General features: G+C 46.7%; 9 protein-coding genes and 1 pseudogene. 4 read left to right on the forward strand and 6 right to left on the reverse strand.

Translation table 11 applies throughout. The features are described from left to right. Positions 1–42: 42 nt before the first annotated feature. From DXN04_RS20760 to DXN04_RS20775, 4 genes and pseudogenes are all read right to left on the reverse strand, one after another. Positions 43–2,196 (reverse strand): alpha-galactosidase, encoded by a 2,154-nt coding sequence (locus DXN04_RS20760; protein ID WP_116855318.1) that lies wholly within the window; start codon positions 2,194–2,196, stop codon positions 43–45. Positions 2,197–2,228: 32 nt separating this feature from the next. Next, positions 2,229–3,415 (reverse strand): annotated as a pseudogene (locus tag DXN04_RS35830) (dicarboxylate/amino acid:cation symporter). 8 nt (positions 3,416–3,423) lie between these two features. Further along, positions 3,424–4,218 carry a mycofactocin-coupled SDR family oxidoreductase gene (locus DXN04_RS20770; protein ID WP_116855319.1) on the reverse strand — a complete coding sequence of 265 codons (795 nt, stop codon included), beginning with the start codon at positions 4,216–4,218 and terminating at the stop codon, positions 3,424–3,426. Continuing rightward, positions 4,208–4,732 carry a carboxymuconolactone decarboxylase family protein gene (locus tag DXN04_RS20775; protein WP_116855320.1) on the reverse strand — a complete coding sequence of 175 codons (525 nt, stop codon included), beginning with the start codon at positions 4,730–4,732 and terminating at the stop codon, positions 4,208–4,210. The genes DXN04_RS20770 and DXN04_RS20775 overlap by 11 nt, the downstream gene beginning before the upstream one ends. Before the next feature lie 190 nt (positions 4,733–4,922). On the opposite strand from DXN04_RS20775, the gene DXN04_RS20780 reads away from it, so the two are divergent. From DXN04_RS20780 to sov, 4 genes are all read left to right on the forward strand, one after another. Next, a complete protein-coding gene (locus DXN04_RS20780; RefSeq protein ID WP_116855321.1) occupies positions 4,923–5,282 on the forward strand; it encodes a winged helix-turn-helix transcriptional regulator in 360 nt (119 codons plus the stop codon). Positions 5,283–5,312: 30 nt separating this feature from the next. Next, complete coding sequence (locus DXN04_RS20785) at positions 5,313–6,635, forward strand: hemolysin family protein (protein WP_116855322.1); 1,323 nt, start codon at positions 5,313–5,315, stop codon at positions 6,633–6,635. Positions 6,636–6,657: 22 nt separating this feature from the next. Beyond that, positions 6,658–9,135: a YfhO family protein gene (locus DXN04_RS20790; protein WP_116855323.1), complete on the forward strand. Its 2,478-nt coding sequence runs from the start codon at positions 6,658–6,660 to the stop codon at positions 9,133–9,135. Between the two features lie 313 nt (positions 9,136–9,448). Then, entirely contained in the window at positions 9,449–16,675 is a 7,227-nt protein-coding gene (gene sov, locus DXN04_RS20795; protein ID WP_233525649.1) for a T9SS outer membrane translocon Sov/SprA, read from the forward strand. Positions 16,676–16,709: 34 nt separating this feature from the next. Here the strand turns inward: sov and DXN04_RS20800 are convergent, their stop codons facing one another. Continuing rightward, positions 16,710–17,762 carry a phosphatidylinositol-specific phospholipase C1-like protein gene (locus DXN04_RS20800; protein ID WP_116855325.1) on the reverse strand — a complete coding sequence of 351 codons (1,053 nt, stop codon included), beginning with the start codon at positions 17,760–17,762 and terminating at the stop codon, positions 16,710–16,712. Between the two features lie 132 nt (positions 17,763–17,894). Further along, the gene (locus tag DXN04_RS20805) at positions 17,895–18,869 is read right to left on the reverse strand and encodes a sugar phosphate isomerase/epimerase family protein (RefSeq protein ID WP_116855326.1); all 975 of its coding nucleotides are present in this window, start codon (positions 18,867–18,869) and stop codon (positions 17,895–17,897) included. Positions 18,870–19,107 lie beyond the last annotated feature (238 nt).

Here is a 19,107-nt window from a genome sequence, read left to right on the forward strand (position 1 = left end):
GCTTAGTACAGTAACAGAAAAATAATATCAGGAAGCTTAATTTCATTCAGCCACAATTTCCAATACTTTGCTGGATAATGGCTCATGACCGGATACATTGATACCCGCTTTCATGAGATAGTCACCCGAAAATATCTTATTGTGTTCATATAAATGAGATTCTTCGCCGGGCTTCAGGTTGATTTCCGTCACCCTGTATTGTCTTTGGGGATCTAAGCCCTGTAACTTCACCGGTGTGAAGTTTTCACCGAAACGTGTATGGAGGTTATAAGCGAATAATACGGATTTGGATTTTGCAGGATCCACATACATGAGCACTGCCCTGTTTTCCTGGTAAGGAGAGATGAGGCGGTACAGGTCACCATGTGCCAGTACAGGTTGCAGGCGTTTATAATTTGCTACTGCCTGCTGACTGAATGTCCATTCATCGGGAGTGAATTTATCCAGGTTGATGTCATATCCCAGTCTGCCCATCATGGCAACATCGGTGCGGAACTTCAGGGATTGTTTGCCCCATGAGGTTACGTGGTCTGCCACAGTGAATGAAGGGAAGAAATAAGAATAGCCCCATTGGATAAATACTCTTTCAAACGGATCTGTGTTATCACTTGCCCAGAACTCTGTGAAGTATTGGAGACCACCATAGTCCACCCTGCCACCGCCGCCGGAGCAGAGCATAATGGCCAGGTGCGGATACTTACTACGTATGCGTTTCAGCACCTGGTACAGGCTGCGGGTATATTCGATATACAGGGCAGACTGGTTGTCTTTCAGGTAAGGAGAATATGCATTTGTGATCATACGGTTACAATCCCATTTGATGTAGGCAATGCCGGGATTTGTAGTCATCATATGATCAACAATGTTGTAGACGAAGTCCTGTACTTTAGGATTTATGAGATCCAGGACCAGCTGGTTACGGAAGTAGTCCTCACTTCTGTTAGGCAGTTTGAGGATCCAGTCAGGATGCTGGTGGTACAGGTCACTGGCAGGGTTTACCATTTCGGGTTCGAGCCAGATGCCGAATTTCACCTTTTTTTCTTCCGCTGTTTTTACGAGGTAGCCCAGGCCATGGGGCAGTTTGGCTGTCATTTCCTGCCAGTCGCCCAGGCCAGCATTATCTGCGTTGCGTGGGTATTTGTTACCAAACCAGCCATCGTCCAATAAGAACAAGTCAGCACCTAATTTATGTGCATCATCGAACAGGGCAGTGAGTTTTTCTTCATTGAAATCAAAACCGGTCGCTTCCCAGTTATTCAGTAAAACGGTACGTGGTTGATCGCCATCGATCACACCATACTTAGCACCCCAGCGATGGAAGTTGCGGCTGATGGTACCGCGGCCATTATCACTGTAAGAAAAGATGAATGCAGGCGTTTCGAAGTTTTGATCAGGCTGTAATTTGTATTGGGAAGCGTAGGTGTTCATACCGGAAATCACGCGCAGCATGTTCAGTTCATCTACTTCAAATGCAAAGCGGAAGTTGCCCGTCCAGGCCAGGGTGCCTGCCATAACAGCACCATGTGTTTCAGTAGAAGGTTCATCTAAAGAAACCATATAGAAGGGCATCTGGTACATATCTGCACGGGTACCCAGTTTGGAATCGAGTATTTTGATGCCACTGGTCAGTTCATTTTCATCCATTTTCATTTCTTCTGCCCAGTCACCATGGAAATTGGTGAGGTAGTATTTATGTGCGTTGAAATGGAGAATGGACGATGCGAAATTGGCCAGTACGACAGCGCCTTTTTCTTTATGACTGATCTCTGTCCATACTTTGAAAACATCTTCTTTTGTATAGGTATTGACATGCAGTAATACGGTAAAAGGATATTTCGGATCACGCAGGGTGATGGTAGTGGCAGTTACGTTGTCGTCCGTCTTTACGGTGCTGCGGGTATTGTATAAGAGTTCAAGCGAAGGGTTGCCATCGGAATGAGTAACCTGTATAGCCGGTTCAAACAGATTGTTGGTGCCTGCGGGCGTATAGGCCTCCCAGCGTTCTACAGGGCGGAGTTGCTCACCACCATCGGCGAGCCTGGGACCGAAATATTTTTGCAATAAGTGGCCTTTCCCATCCACTTCAAATTCCAGTTGCAAATGATCTGTGCTGACAGTAAATCGTTCCTGTGCCAGGAGTCGTGTACCAGGTAAACAACAAAAAATAAAAAAAGCAATAGTGACCTGTTTAATCATAACGTAAAATGGTTAATTAGCTGGTTAAGCTATTACTTTTTTTCAACTTTTACTAACCATTTATCGATGAGCAGGCCGGCGGCGGTATCGCCTGTGGCATTGAGCAGGGTGGCGACAGGATCCAGCAGGGTACCGATGATCATGATTACCGGCAATACTTCCATAGGCAGGTGATAGGTACTTACGATGAGCATCTGACCTACGTAGCCTCCATTGGGGATCCCCCCCTCAATGATACTTACCAGCAATGCGATAACGAAGGCGAGGATCCAGGTATCTGTGCCGGTGACAGGACGGCTGACGAGGGCAAAGGCAACGGCGATTTTGATTACGGCTGCAATGGCAGAGCCCTCCTTGTGCAGCGCTGCTCCCAGGGGAATAGTCATATCGGCCACCAGGGGCGAAATGCCCATTTTACCAGCAGCCTCCCTGTTCGCCGGAATGGTGGCTACACTACTACAGGTGCCCAGGGCCATGGCAGAGGGTAAGAAATTATTTTTCCAGTACCGGCCTACCGCATTCCAGCCACCGGCAATGAATGCGTAGCAGGAAAAGAATAAAAGGTAGTAGCCAAAGGCGACCAGATGCCCGGTGAGTAGTGCATGGGCGTAGCTTCCAAAGATTCGGGGCCGGCGATGCCGCTTTGGTATGCGAAATAAGCCCCCAGGCCCAGTGGGGCGAGTTTCATAATATATGCCAGCAACTGTTTCATCACTTCATTGGCCGAGTGCAGGAATGCCCTGAATGCAGTGCCGCTCTCCCCTGCTTTGCGGGCGGCGATCCCAAGGAGGATGGAAAATCCCAGCATTGCCAGCATGTTCCTGCGGGACAACAATTCGTAAAACTCTTCGACGGTGAGCAAATGTACCAGCTGCTCTCCCGGGGTTTCGGCTACAGGTGTGGCCATGGCAGCCAGGTGTGGGATTTGATGGGTAACGGGGAATATAGAAATGATAACAATCGTAACAATTGTTGCGATACTTACAGTGCATGCAAAGACGGCTAATAATGCAGTCACGATCCTGGCCGTATGAAGGCGGGCCACTGCATCGGCGACGGCAAAGAACACCATGGGAATGACGGCGGTAAACAAAAAATTCAGGAACAGATCGCCTAATGATTTGATGACTGCCACCCGTTCACCGTAGTAAATACCTGCCAGGCTACCCAGGATGATTGCTGCGAGCAGCCAGCCTATGGAGCTATAATTTCTGCGCATAGCGGGATTTATCTGGTTAACAATCCGGCATCCAGTACGAACTGTGCGCCGGTGACATAGCGGGCCTTATCTGAAGCGAGGAAGACCACCATATTCGCCACATCGGAGGGCTCTACCCAGGGAACGTCTATGAGGTTGCCGGCGGAGCGTTCGGCAATTTCCTGCGGGGTAGCGCCTTCCAGTGCAGCCAGGCCATCATTCATAGGAGTATTGACACCAGTAGGATGGATAGATACGACCCTGATATTATGGGGGGCCAGTTCTATAGCCCAGGATTTGGTGAGGCCTGTCAGCCCCCATTTCGAAGCGGCATAATGGCTAAGGCGGTTCATGCCACGCAGGCCTGCGATGGAAGAATTATTAATAATTACGCCTGATTTTTGCCCAATCATAACAGGAATTACGTGCCTGCCAACGATCCAGGCACCTTTCAGATTGATATCGATCATGGCATCCCATTCTTCTTCCGGCATTTCGTGGGCAAGGCCATAGGCGCAGATACCGGCGTTGTTAAAGAGGATATCGATCTGTCCAAAGTGCCGGTAAGTGGCATCGACGGCGGCTTTGATGGCAATATTATCCCGCACATCCGCAGTAAAAGTGAGGCAGTCGGCACCTAAGGCTTTCACGTCTGTAGCCAGGGAATTGAGTTCATCCGGGGTACCGAGGGCATAACCGGGGTAGGCCAAGGGTTTTGCCAGGTCTACAGCGGCAATGTGCACGCCTTCTGCCGCCAGGGCTAATGCGGTAGCCCTGCCCTGACCGTGGGCGGCACCGGTAATAAATGCAACTTTATTTGCCATAGGAAGAGAGGTATTCGTCAATGTCTGTTTCCAGCACGTTGTTAAAAACATTGGTGGCGATCATCTGGCCGGCAAAGGCCACAAGTTCCACAATTTGTTGTGAGGTATATAGTTTTGCGATCTTTTCGAACAATTCATCGGGAATTCTGCCTTGTTCCCGGGCGATAGCGCTTCCAAAATCCATCAATAGCTGCTCATTTCCGGAGAATTTCAGGTCTTCCGGCACTTCCCCATGATCGATGATTATTTTGCGGAAAAAGGTGGTGCAAAGGGGGCAGTTACTTCCCACTGACACCGTATATGCAAAGAGGTATGCCGGGCGGTTACCAATAAATGTTTTGATCTGCTCATAAAGGGGGTACCAGTCCATATACACCTGAAAAGCCAGCAGAGAACGGCCCAGGGTTGCTTTCATATTTGTAATCCGGGCATTGTATTGAGTAGTATGCGCCGTGTATGCAGATTTAACATCTTCAGGCGTTTCTGATAGTGGCAGCGGGTCGATTCTGGGCATATTCAATGGTTATATGACCTAAAATACGATTTTCCTACAAAACAAGTGGACTAATTTGAATAATTTGGCCTGTGACTTGTACAAAACAGTAGATGCACAGTCGCTTTCATAATAGTTTTTTCCTTTAACTGTTAAATCTTAACTTTGGGGGTACTGATATTTTTATAGAGTACTGACAAAAATGTAAGTAATGAGAAAAGAAAGCTCTGCTAATACATTGAACAGGAATAAAATCAGCAACAACTGCGGCATGGCGTATACGCTGGACGTTATAGGCGGCCGATGGAAACCGACTATCCTGTGGAGCCTGTTGAATGGCAAGCTGCGGTACAGCGAACTGAAAAAATCTATTCCTGATGTATCTGAAAGAATTCTCGTCCTGCAGTTGAGAGAACTGGAAAAGGACGGGCTAATCAACCGCCTTGTTTATGCGGAAGTGCCTCCCAGAGTTGAATATGAACTCACCAAAGACGGGGCTTCACTCCAACCTATGTTACAGATTATTTCTGAATGGGGTGACATACACAGACCTAAAAAAACAAAAGATTAATTTGCTATTAAATAATTAAGACACGCAATAATGAGCATAGAAATATTTTTTACCATCTTCCTGGTGCTGTTGAACGGTTTTTTCGTTGCAGCGGAATTTGCTATCGTTAAGGTCCGATCCTCGCAGATAGAAGTCAATGCAGGGCGTAATAAGACCGTATCTGCGGTGGCCAAAGGCATCCTGAACAATCTTGACGGCTATCTGGCAGCAACACAATTAGGTATCACACTCGCATCTCTGGGCCTTGGCTGGGTAGGTGAAAAGGTGATGACTGAAATGATCATCAATTTATTTACCTCCATAGGTTTTAAACCTGATGTAGGTGTAGCGCAGAAAGTAGCGATTGGCTGCGCATTCCTCGCTATTACCATTTTGCACATTGTGTTTGGTGAGCTGGCACCCAAATCGCTCGCCATCCGCAAACCAGTGCCTACTACCTTTACAGTAGCATTGCCCCTCAAATTATTCTACATCGTTTTCCGTCCATTCATCTGGATCCTGAACGGCCTGGCCAATGTGATTCTCCGTATCATTGGTATCACACCTGTTCATGAAAATGAAGATATACATTCGGAAGAAGAACTCCGCGTGATCATTGCCGAAAGCCACCAGGGCGGCGTGATTGAGGAGACGGAGAAAGCCCTGATTCAAAATGTGTTCAACCTGGGCGACCGCCATGTATCCACCCTTATGACTCCGCGCAATGAGGTAGTCTGGCTGGATATCCAGGATAGTCCGGAAGTAAATAAAGCCAAGATCCTGAAACATAAACATACCATGTACCCGCTGGCAAACGGCGACCTGGATCATACTACCGGTTTTATTTATTCCAAGGACCTGCTGAGCGATAACTTCAGCACTGCTATTACCAACCTTTCCTCCCTGAGCCGCAAGCTGCTCGTGGTGACAGTGCATAACCGTACTTACCAGTTGCTGGAACTCTTCAAGAAAGAGCGTATTTACCAGGCGATGGTGGTAGACGAATTTGGTTCTATCAAGGGGCTTGTGACCATCAATGATATCGTGGATGCACTGGTAGGTGATATCTCTGAAACAAATGAATTTGAATACGAGGTAGTCCGCCATGAAGACGGTAGTATGCTGGTAGACGGTCAGCTGCCATTCGTAGAGTTCCTGGAGCTGATTGGCGTGGATGCTGACCAGCAAAGAGTGAATGTAACTAATTTCGTAACCCTGGGTGGTTTTATTCTCGATAAACTGGGTAAGATCCCGCAGAGCGGTGATAGCCTGAAATGGAAAAACCTGAAAATGGAAGTGGTGAAGATGGACCAGCATCGTATCGCAAAAGTACATATCAGTAATATTGAAAACGATCCTGAAGAAGAGGAATAACACGCAACGCTAATTTTCAGCTATGAAACCCAACTGGTTTAAATCCCTGTTGCCGCACCTGGCAGCCATCGTGGCATTGCTGGTTCTGGCGGTATTGTATTGCAAACCTGTATTAGAAGACAAGGTCATCAGTCAGAGTGATAATGTGCAGTGGCAGGCGATGGCCAAAGAATCCATGGACTATAAAAAAGAACATGGCATTCCTCCCTTATGGACCACGAGTATGTTTGGCGGTATGCCAACATTTCAGCTGGCCATGGAATCTCCTTATCACATCGATAGTGCTATTCCTGCTATCCTGACTTTGGGATTACCCAAGCCTATCAATGTACTCTTTCTTTCCGCACTTTGTTTTTATCTCCTTTGCGTGGTTATTGGTGCACGCCCATGGATTGGATTTGCCGGTGCGATAGCGTATACCTATGCCAGTTATTCCCCTATTATCATCGCCACGGGGCATGATACCAAGATGGTGGCGCTGGCGTACCTGCCGGCTGTAATAGCAGGCCTGATACTGATTACAAGGCGAAGTTACCTGGCGGGTACGGGTATCATGGCATTGTCTCTCTCCTACCTCATTGCTGCCAATCACCTGCAGATGACGTATTATTTCTTCCTGATCCTGGCGATTGTGGGCATTGCATATGCCGTGCATTGCATCAGGGAAAAAGCATTTCGTCATCTCATTACGGGTAGTTTACTGGTAATTTTAGCTGTTGGTCTTTCATTGGCCTCCAATGCGGTGAGCCTATGGACGACTTACCAGTATTCGAAAGAAAGTAACCGCGGGGGTAAATCACCATTAAGTCCATTGCCGGGTGAAACTGCTGAGCAACATGATGGAAAGGAATATGCTTTTCAATGGAGCTATGGTAAGTTTGAAACACTCACCCTGATTGCCCCGGATATTTACGGCGGTAGTTCCAATGGCAAACTGGATGAAAATTCGCAGACCTATAAAACATTGACCAATATTGGTGTGCCACCTAACCAGGCAGCACGCATGGTAAGCAGCTGGAACCTCTATTGGGGCGATCAGTCTATACTGGGCACTTCGGGACCTGTGTACCTGGGGGTGGTTGTTTGTTTGCTGGCATTACTGGGATTGTTCATCATCCGTTCCTGGCATAAGTGGTGGCTCATTGGGATCTCTGTGCTGGGCATCCTGCTGGCATGGGGTAGTAACTTTGCAGTGTTCAACTATTTCATGTTCGATCATTTCCCATTTTATGATAAGTTCCGCGCACCTTCGCAGGCTTTGATCATTCCGCAATTATCCTTTGCCATACTGGCGGTGATGGCATTGCAGGAACTGGTCAGCAACGAAATTAAAAAAGAGGTATTGCTGCAAAAACTGAAATGGTCCGGCTATATCATGGGCGGCCTGCTGGTATTGTTACTACTGGCATCTACCAGTGCACGCTATACTAATGCCAGTGGAGACAATGCGAACCCGCATAGTGACGATCAGTTTCATAGTCAGCTGGTACAACAGGCCCAGGGACATACTGAAATAGCTGACCAGCTGATGGCAGCAACGAGAGCAGACAGGTCTGATTTATTCAGGAAAGATGTGTTCCGCTCCATTTTCTTCGCAGCATTTGCCTTTGGGCTGCTGTGGTTTTTTATAAAAGGGAAATTACAGGCAAGGTATCTCACTATTGGTATTACGCTCTTAATAATGATCGATCTCATACAGGTAGACAGGCGTTACCTGAATGAAGATAGTTTTATGGATGCAGGTTCATATAGCATGCCCTTCCAGGCCACTCCTGCCGACCAGCAGATCCTGCAGGATAAGGATCCATATTACCGCGTTTTCAACCTGACACGTAATCCATTCCAGGATGCGATGACTTCTTATTTCCATAAGAGTGTGGGCGGTTATCATGCTGCCAAACTTCAATTGTACCAGGACCTGATCGAAAGACAGATTAGTCAGAACAACATGCAGGTGCTGAATATGCTGAATACAAAGTATATTATCACGAATAGTGTGGAAGGTCCGGTTGTGCACCGGAATCCGGATGCACTGGGCAATGCCTGGTTTATAAAGGCGATTCAATGGGTACCGGATGCGGATGCGGAAATGAATGCGTTGACGAACTTTCATCCGAAAGATACGGTGGTGATCGATCAGCAATACAAGCCGCTGGTAAATGCAGATTTTCAGTTTGATTCCAGTGCCACGATCTCATTACTTTATAATCACCAGGACACCATTGCCTATAAATCAAAGGCGGCAACACCTCAATTTGCCGTGTTTTCCGAGGTGTATTACCGCCAGGGATGGAAAGCATACATCGATGGAAAAGAAGCGCCTTATAGCAGGGTCAACTATGCTTTAAGAGGAATGTCCGTGCCGGCAGGAGAGCATAATATCACTTTCATCTTTGCACCGGAAGCCTATTATGCAGGTGTGAAATTATCACTGGGGAGTTATATAGTGATGTTGATCTTATTAGCAGGAAGTCTGGCATTGTACTTCCGGAAAAAATAATTTATGAAAGTCCGTCTTCCGTATTTTTTGAAGGCGGACTTTTGCTTTTCATCTATACATTTTAACTGTTCGTAGTAAAAACGCGCGATTACTGCTTTCCCAGAGCAAATTCCCCTATCTTGCGTGAAATTCAGGGCTGTCCTGCCCTTCGGCTATCTGCTTTACCATTTCATCTATACTTTTCTCCTGTCTGTAGCCAACAAACAATAGTACTGTAAAAACGCCCGTTTGAAGCGAAGCCGCTTTTCGTATAGTCGGACTATACGGGCGTGTATTTATTGGTATTTACGAATTGCTGCTATAGAAAGAACGCGTGAAGAAATCCCTTAGAAAACGTCTTAGAAAGCACTATGCTGCCCTAACTGTATTTAGCATAGTGACCTTTTTCATGGTAGATTCAGCAGCAAGAGGAGCCAGAGGCGTTAGTTACTATCCAATTAGCGCTACTACTGATCATGCTGCGTACGACTCCGTTATACCCGTGAAAGATTCTGTGGATACTTTAAAATATCCCATCAGGGACAGGCATTCCCCACAGCTCGTAGAGCCTGTGCAGAACGCTATTGACCTGAAAGATCCGAAAGGTATAAAGCGCGATGTAGAATACGATCCTGCAACAAAGGAATATATTATCTCCGAAAAAATTGGTGATAAATATTACAGGAATCCTACGTCTATGAGTTTCCAGGATTTCTATAATATGCAGGCCCGTAAAAGTGAGAATGACTATTTCATAAAACGGGCCTCCACACTGGGGAACCTGAACAGAAGCAGTGGTGTGGAACTGAAAAAATCAAATACACTTTTCGACAGATTATTCGGTGGCAATAAAGTTGATATCAAACCACAGGGTTACCTGGAGATCTCTATGGGTTATGCAGGGCAGTATATTAACAACCCTGTATTGACGGAGAATGCACGCCGCAGTGGCGGGTTTGACATGAATATGAATATCAACCTGAACGTAACTGGCAAGATCGGCGACAAACTAAAAATCATCACCAACTATAATTCCCAGTCCACTTATGATTTCGAAAACCAGATCAAACTGGAATACACCGGTTATGATGATGAGATCATCAAAAAGATGGAAGCAGGTAATGTCAGCTTTCCGCTGCCTACTACCCTGATCAGCGGGATGCAATCACTATTTGGCGTAAAGACCCAGTTGCAATTCGGCCGCTTAACTATGACCAGCGTGCTATCCAGTCAGAAGTCGCAGAAGCAGACGCTGACCCTGAAAGGAGGTAACCAGACGACCAGCTACACCATCAAGGCAGATGCGTATGATGAAAATAAGAATTTCCTGCTGGCACAGTTTTTCCGTGACACCTTCAACTATGCGATGGGGAACCTGCCTAATATCCGTGCGCTTTCCAACATTACACGTATTGAAGTATGGGTAACCAACAAAACTGGCACTACGACCAATACCCGTAATGTAGTAGGCCTGATGGACCTTGCAGAATACAATCCTTATAATACGAATGCCGTACACGTCGTAAGCAGTGGTAAACTGCCATACAACGGTATCAACGATCTCTATGGCAAACTCTCTGCTGACGATGCGGCCAGGCAGCCCAGTACTGTCATCTCTCAACTGCAATCCTATGGTCTTTCTGCCGTACAGGATTATGAAAAGACCTATGCACGTAAACTGGATAGTACTGAATATACCCTCAATAAAAAACTCGGTTACATTTCCCTGAACAGTGCCTTACAGGCAGACCAGGTGCTGGCTGTGGCATTTGAATATAGTTACAATGGCCGTACTTACAAGGTGGGTGATTTTGCGCAGGATGTACCACCGGATGCGACGAACAATAACAACAGCCGCATGCTGTTCCTGAAAATGCTGAAAGCTACTGCAGCACGCCCGATCCTGCCTATCTGGGACCTGATGATGAAGAACATTTATTCCACGGGTGGTTACCAGCTGAGTAGCAGTGATTTTTCTGCCGATGTATATTACAATGATCCGGGCAGCGATACCCGCGCCGCCAGCCCCAGACGTTATTTGCCGGATGCTGTCGGGACCTATAGCGGTGCACCGATCATTACCATTCTTAACCTGGACAACCTGAATAGCAATAATGATCCGCAACCGGATGGTGTGTTTGACTTTGTAAGCGGTTATACTGTAGATGTAAGCAATGGTAAACTGATCTTTCCTGTACTGGAGCCTTTTGGTAAGGACCTGGCCAAAGCTTTTGGAGGAGACGCAGCGCTGGAAAAGCAATACCTGTTTACCAAATTGTACGACACTACTAAAACCGCGGCGCAACAGTACTCCTCCCTCAACAGGTTTGTCATCAAAGGCAGTTATAAAGCAGGTAGTTCCTCTGAGGTTTCTTTGAATGCCTATAACATTCCTTCCGGTTCGGTTACCGTAACCGCAGGCGGTAAAACGCTCGTGGAGAATATCGACTATACGGTAGACTATAACCTGGGGAGAGTAAAGATCATCAATGATGGTATTCTCAGTGCAGGTACTACTATCAACGTCTCTTTTGAAAATAGTGGTTTGTACGGACAACAGGTACGTAACTATCTCGGTACACGCTTTGACTATGCAGTCAATGAGAAGCTGAACATCGGTTCCACCATCGTACACATGAGTGAACGCCCTTATACCAACAAAGTGAGTTATGGCGAGGACCCCATCAATAACACGGTTGTAGGTCTGGACGGTAACTACAACTCTGAATGGAAAGGACTCTCCCGCTTACTGAATAAGCTACCTAACTATAATACCAGGTCGCCCTCCACGATTAGCCTGACAGGTGAGGTAGCCCGTTTATTCCCGGGTCATAGTAAACTGATCAACGCCTTTGGTTCCAGCGAAGGACAGGTATACATCGATGACTTTGAAGGGACAGAAAGCAACTACGACCTGAAGACACCGAGTAGCAGCTGGGCACTGGCATCTACACCGGCAGGTGCGACAGATAGCTCAGGCAATATCCTGTTTCCCGAAGCTACGCTGGGTGATTCTGTCGATTATGGTAAGAACAGGTCCCTGCTCTCCTGGTATATCATTGAACCTACCCTGCAGGTAAACAGTACATCCAGCCAGCCCGCAGGGATTGACAAAAATGATCAGTCAGATCCCCGCACGCGGATCGTGTATCAAAAAGAGATTTTCCCGAACCTCTCTACGGATTATACTTCTACCCAGCTCACTACGCTTGACCTGGCTTATTATCCAAAAGAGCGTGGTCCATATAACTTTGAAGCCAGCCGTACGGAAGTCAATGCAGATGGTACCCTGAATAACCCGAAGAAACACTGGGGCGGTATCATGCGTGCCCTGGATAATACGGACTTTGAAACTTCAAATATCCAGTATATCGAATTCTGGGTACAGGATCCCTTCATCAATAACACGACCAGTACTGGTGGTGATCTGTATTTCAACCTCGGTGCGGTTTCCGAAGATGTGCTGAAAGACTCCTATAAGTTTTTTGAAAACGGGATGAAGGTACCCAGTACCACGCTTAACTACGATTCCAGTACCTGGGGGCATACACCTAATTATTCCACGCAGCTCACACGCGCTTTTGACAATGACGAAAGTGTAAGGGAATACCAGGACGTAGGCTATGATGGTCTGCGTAATGCAGACGAAGTGGCTTATCGTACACACTTCCTGAACCAGTTGCGTACCAACTTTGGTGTAAGCGCAGAGGTATATACCCAAGCCCTGGCTGACCCCTCAAACGACAACTATCATCACTACAGGGGAGACGATTATGATAAGGAGAAATACGGGATCCTGGCGCGTTATAAACGCTACGCTATGGCAGATGGCAACTCTCCCGCCACTACCAGCGGTTCCACGTATTCCACTGCTGCCACTAATATCCCGGAGTCCGAAGACCTGAACTTTGACAACACCATGAATGAAACGGAAGCCTATTTCCAGTACAGGGTACATTTGACTCCTAACATGGAAATTGGCCAGAACTATATCGTGGACAAGGTATCCGCGAATGTATCCTATACCAACGGCAGCACCGGCACCGAAACCTGGTACCAGTTCAAGATTCCGATCGAACAATATAATGCAGCGATCGGGGGCATTGCTGACTTCAAGTCTATCCAGTTCATGCGCATGTTTCTCACGAACTTCTCTGACTCAGTTGTGCTACGTTTCGGCAAACTGCAACTGGTCAGGAACCAGTGGAGACAGTACAGCTATGAGTTGCAAACAGGCTCCGGCGACCTGGTAACTACGGACGATGCAACCACTTTCAATACGACCTCCGTCAATATCGAGGAAAACGCCTCCCGTACTCCTATCAACTACGTACTGCCCCCGGGCTTACAGCGTGAGAGTACCCTCAGCACCAGCAATACGACCCTGCTGATGAACGAACAATCTCTCTCCTTACAGCTGGATAAACTGCAGGATGGCAAGTCAAGAGCAGTATACAAAACACTGGGTATGGACCTGCGCAGGTACAAGAAACTGCAGATGTTCGTACACGAAGAAGCCGTGGACGACGATAATAGTTTAAAGGATAAGGACCTGCAGGCAGTGATCCGCATAGGGAGTGATTATACTGAAAACTTCTACGAATACCGTATTCCGCTTACAAAAACAGCCTTTGGATCTACCTCGCAGGCTGCCATCTGGCCTACGGCGAATAATATCGATATCACCCTGACCGATTTCAGTACCCTGAAGCAAACCCGTAACAATGCCGGTGCCTCAACGGCGACCCTGTATGAAAAAACACTGGCCAACGGGAATGTGATCGGGGTAATCGGTAATCCGAACCTGGGTGATGTAGAAGGGATGATGATCGCCGTTTACAATCCCCTGGATGACGGACTGACTAAAAATGCAGAGGTCTGGTTCGATGAACTGCGATTGACAGGGCTGGATGAGAAAGGAGGTTATGCCGCTACAGGAAGACTGAATATGCAGCTCGCCGACCTCGGTCAACTGGCCGTGACCAGTACGATGCACACCGCTGGCTGGGGAGCGGTGAACCAAAGTGTGAATGAACGCGCGCAGGACAACCTCGTCTCTTACGATGCTTCTTTGAGCCTGGATATGGGTAAACTACTTCCTAAAAGGGCAAAGCTGATGGTTCCCCTCTATATTGGGCAATCTAAGACCACCAGCATGCCTGAATGGGATCCTTTTGACCTGGACATCAAACTGAAAGAAAAACTAAAATTAGCGGCTAATAAACACGAAAGAGACTCTATCAGGGCACAGGCAGAAGATGCCACCACAACCACCAGTTTTAACGTGACCAATATGCGCAAGATGAGTGACGGTAAAAAGAAGCTGAGACCCTGGAGCCTGGAGAACTTTGACATCACTTATGCGTATACCGGTACTAAGATGCATAGTCCTACAACCGAGAATTATGAATTGACCAAGAACAGAGGGGTGCTCGGATATAATTTTACAGGTACCAATAAATTCTGGGAACCATTCAAAAAGACCATCAAAAGCAAATCGCCCTGGATGAAGTTATTTAAAGACATCAATGTAAATCCACTGCCTTCGATGATCAGTTTCCGGGCAGACCTGACACGGCAATTCAGCGCGACTCAGCTCCGGAATGTAGGGAGTAATTATAAACTGACGGAGACGTACAACAAGTACTTCACCTTTGACCGTTACTATGGCTTAAAGTGGGACCTGACACGTAGCCTGAGCTTAGACCTGACAGCTACCAACAATGCCCGTATTGACGAACCAACCGGACGACTGAACTCCTCTGCCAAACGTGATACTGTATGGAACAATTTCCTGAAACTGGGTCGTAATACCAATTACTTCCAGACTTTCAATGCTACCTATACCCTGCCTTTATCCAAAATCCCGATCCTGAGCTGGACAAACTTTGCCGTACAATATACGGCGCAGTATAAATGGACGGCGGCTTCGCTTTCCAACCGCATCCAGGGAAATACCATTGAAAACACACAGGTTACCGCGGTGCTGGCAGAGTTTAAATTTACGGAGTTATATAATAAATCAAGGTTCCTGAAAGCTGTCACGGCGACAAAACAAGCGGCTAAGCCAACGACTAATGCAAAGAACCAGCCGGCTAAAAAAGAAGAAAAACTGCCTGAGCTATCGCCTTTGGTAAAGTCACTGTTCAGACCCATATTAGCCATCAGGCGGATCAATATCAACTACTCTGAAAACAACTATACAAGTTTGCCGGGATGGATGGACAGTACCCAGGCACTGGGTATGAACTGGCGAAGTATGGAACCGGGACTGGCGTTTGTATTCGGGTATCAGCCTGATAAAAACTGGTTCGACAAAAAGGCGGCAAAGGGTTTGATCTCGGCGGATACCCTCTTCAATAATCAGCTCATCCAGCAGTTCTCACAAAACCTGCAGGTACAGGCGCAGTTAGAACCTGTGCCTGGTTTAAGAATTGATATGAGTCTGACGAAGACATTCAGTAAGAATCATTCTGAAACCTTCAAGGACAGGTATGGTGTTGGCAACTATGAGCACCTGGATGGGTATGAAACAGGTGGTTTCCAGGTTACCACTATCATGCTGAAGACCTTGTTTATGAAGGGTGGACTAGCCAAAGCGTTTACAAATTTCAGGAGGTACAGAGCCATCTTATCAAAGCGGTACTGGTCAAAGAACCCTTATACACGGGACGCGTCCCTGCCTACCTACGATACCAGCGACAATGCTTACATGTATGGTTATGGCAGGTATGAGCAGAATGTACTGATCTCTTCTTTCATTGCGGCTTATACCGGGCAGGATCCGAATAAGGTGGGATTGATAGCCACTTCAGGTTTGGATAAGATCAGGAGTAACCCGTTCAGGAATATCATTCCATTGCCCAACTGGCGTATCACCTATGATGGTCTGGCCAAACTGGCACCTTTCAGCGATTTTGTGCAAACACTGACGCTGAATCACGCTTATGTGAGCAACCTGAGTATGAACTCGTACAATACCTCTTCCAGTTACATGGATATAAACTCCCTGGGGAATCCGAGTTTCATTGATTCTGTTTCGGGCAACTACGTACCTTACTATACCGTGCCGAATGTAACGATGATAGAGCAGCTCTCCCCTTTGTTAGGTGTGGACGTGACACTGAAGAACAATATGAATGTGCATATAGATTATAAACACACAAGATCATTGAGTCTGAGCCTGACGGATTACCAGCTGGTAGAGGCGCGGACAGCGGAAATCACTGTAGGTGGCGGGTATAGGTTGAAAGGTTTGCAGTTACCTTTTGCAGTAGGGAAAAATGGTTCACATAAACTGGATAATGACTTAAATATGCGACTGGATTTAAGTTACAGGAATGAGAAATCGGTCAACAACCAGCTGGACGGAGGTATTTCGACACCGACTTCCGGACAGAAAGTAATCAGTATAGCGCCGAGTATCGATTACGTATTGAATAAGCGGATGAACCTGAAATTTTATTATACCAGGAAACAAACAATACCGGTGTTGTCGACTTCGAGTCCGACAGTGACAACTACAGGTGGTTTGACTTTAAGATTTGTATTTGGACAATAAAAAGACGGCTGGCAGTAGGCCAGCCGTCCTTTTATTACCGGATATCTTTTCTGCTGTAAACATCATCCCCAAAGTTCACAAGATAATCAGAGGGGAATAAGGTACTCCTGATATAATAATCAGTAGTAATAATCTGTGCTCCTGACTCACAGGCTGCCTTATACCTTGTATAATCATTCGTTCTTGCCTCCTTTGTATCCATATCTGCACGTGTACGTACGATATAACCTTTGGCCACCATATTGCGAATTAATTGCTGATCCCTGATCGCATCATTGATAATCATAATCGCTGCTTCCGGTTGGCCTGCAGCAGCATTTACAAACAGCACACGTCCTTCCAGGGAAGGATGTCCCTGCATATAATCTGTCATTTTAGGGTCTTTTTCATCCAGGATGAAAATAAACTTACCTCTTGCCTGGGCAGTGGTAGGCCAGCCACCTTTCAGCACCGCAGCTTCCAGGGTCTTCTCCTTACCACGGATATCATCAGGGGTAATCAGTTTAGCCTTTCCTAAATAATCGATAATTTCCCTGTCGAGGCGGTCATATACCGCAGGTGTGAATGGTTCAGGTTTCGCAAATTCGGGGCGTTTGGAGATCTCATCTTTCGCATTCATGGTGATGAATACAGGGGAATGACCCGGGTTTGCATCAGACCATTTTTTCAGTTGTTCCAGTGCCATTTTGAAGGTAGGGCAATGGCTGTTTACATCCAGGTCCTGCATATGAAAGACTTTGAATCCCGGTTCTTTCATGACATCGGTATTGTAGACAGGTTTTACACCTAATTGTTCCAATACGTAGGGATGCGCATATTTCCCGCCTGCACTATCGGCATATACATCCAGCTCCAGTCCTCTCAGGCCGATGTCCAGCTGGTTCTCCAGCGACAGGTGGGTATATTCCAGGCCTAAAGCACCGTCACCGCTATGCTGGCGGATCACGTCCATCACTTTAGGGTCTATGGCAATTTTATAACTGTTGTGGGATCCGATGCGTTGTACTTTGTTCAGTGGTAACTGTTCCTCTCCGGGAAACGCGAATGCTGTAAGGCCCAGCATCAGGGCAATCATGGCTACTTTCATCTGTCAGTTTAAAGTGTTGTTTCTACAGACAAAGGTTAAAATTTATTTAGATGGGGTATATTAAGAAACTATTACCAGTTCACACAAAGATGTTATACAGACAGGAGACGCGAGGCCTCCTGTCTAATATACTTATCGTACTAAGAGGTTCGATTTGACATAATCGTAGCTCTTTTTGATACTTTCAAAGGGATCGATGCTGATCTGATCCTGCTCAACAAAGGCGTATTTCACGCCCGCTTCACTGGCGTTTGCAAAGATTTTTTTGAAGTCGACTACCCCGGAACCTACCTCGGCGAACTTAATTTCACTCATCAGGTCTTTCAAACCTTTCTCATCTTCACCAGGACCGGTTATTTTGCCCGCGGCTGACTTATCGATATCTTTTACATGCCACATGGAGAAACGGCCCGGATGCGCCTTAAAAAGGGCGATTGGGTCTATACCTGATTTCTCAGCCCAGAAGATGTCGAGTTCCAGTGTTACCAGGTTAGGATCAGTTTCTTTGAGCAGGATGTCGTAGCCGGTACCTTTTACATCGGGGAGTTGTTTGAATTCCCAGAAGTGGTTGTGATAGCCGACTTTCAGTCCTGATTTTTTGGCCAGTTCTCCCGCTTTGTTCAGCTGGGAGGCCATAAACCGGAAGTCTGCCCCGGTCAAATTGGAGATCAGGTTCATAGGAGGTACAGGTACTACCAGGTAATGTTGCCCTAATGTAGCGGCGATTTCCAGTTGTGCTTTCAGGGCATCGTCCTTGCCATTACCCCTGGTGAGGAAGTCGTTCAGCTGGTAGTGGCCGCTGTGGGTGCTGAGCCTGTTTTCAGCCAGGAGCGCCTTCAGTGCCTTAGGATCCAGGCCCCAGAACTTAGCTGGTGTATTGGGGCCACTATAGCTGTAGTAGGTCTCCACATGATTATAGCCTGTCTTTGCCACCTTCTGAATGGTATCCTTAACGTCTTTGGTCAGCTGATCCCGCAGGGTATATAGCTGGATACCGATTTGGGTAACAGTGTTTGCGCGACTTCGGCTGAAGATGTCCGACGGGTTCAACATAAGTCCGGCGGCGATCAGGCCGGCTTGTTGCATAAAAATTCTCCGAGAGCTCATGATGATTTTTTAGTTTTTAACGTGGGCATAAGAACAGTTCCATTTCATGTGCTTATTTATGAAGCACTGAAAGTTGAATGTACAAAAAATTAGTGTAGGATAAAAAAGTAAAGGGGCAATTGCTGTCCGAGGCCAGACAGAAAAGCCCCTTTGTTCGTACGTAGGATAGGGATATAGGATAGGTAATAATGCCTTAAGCAGCAATTGCAACTCAATTACTTATATTGTTCACTGTTTG

The organism is Chitinophaga silvisoli, assembly GCF_003412465.1.
Lineage (GTDB): Bacteria > Bacteroidota > Bacteroidia > Chitinophagales > Chitinophagaceae > Chitinophaga > Chitinophaga silvisoli.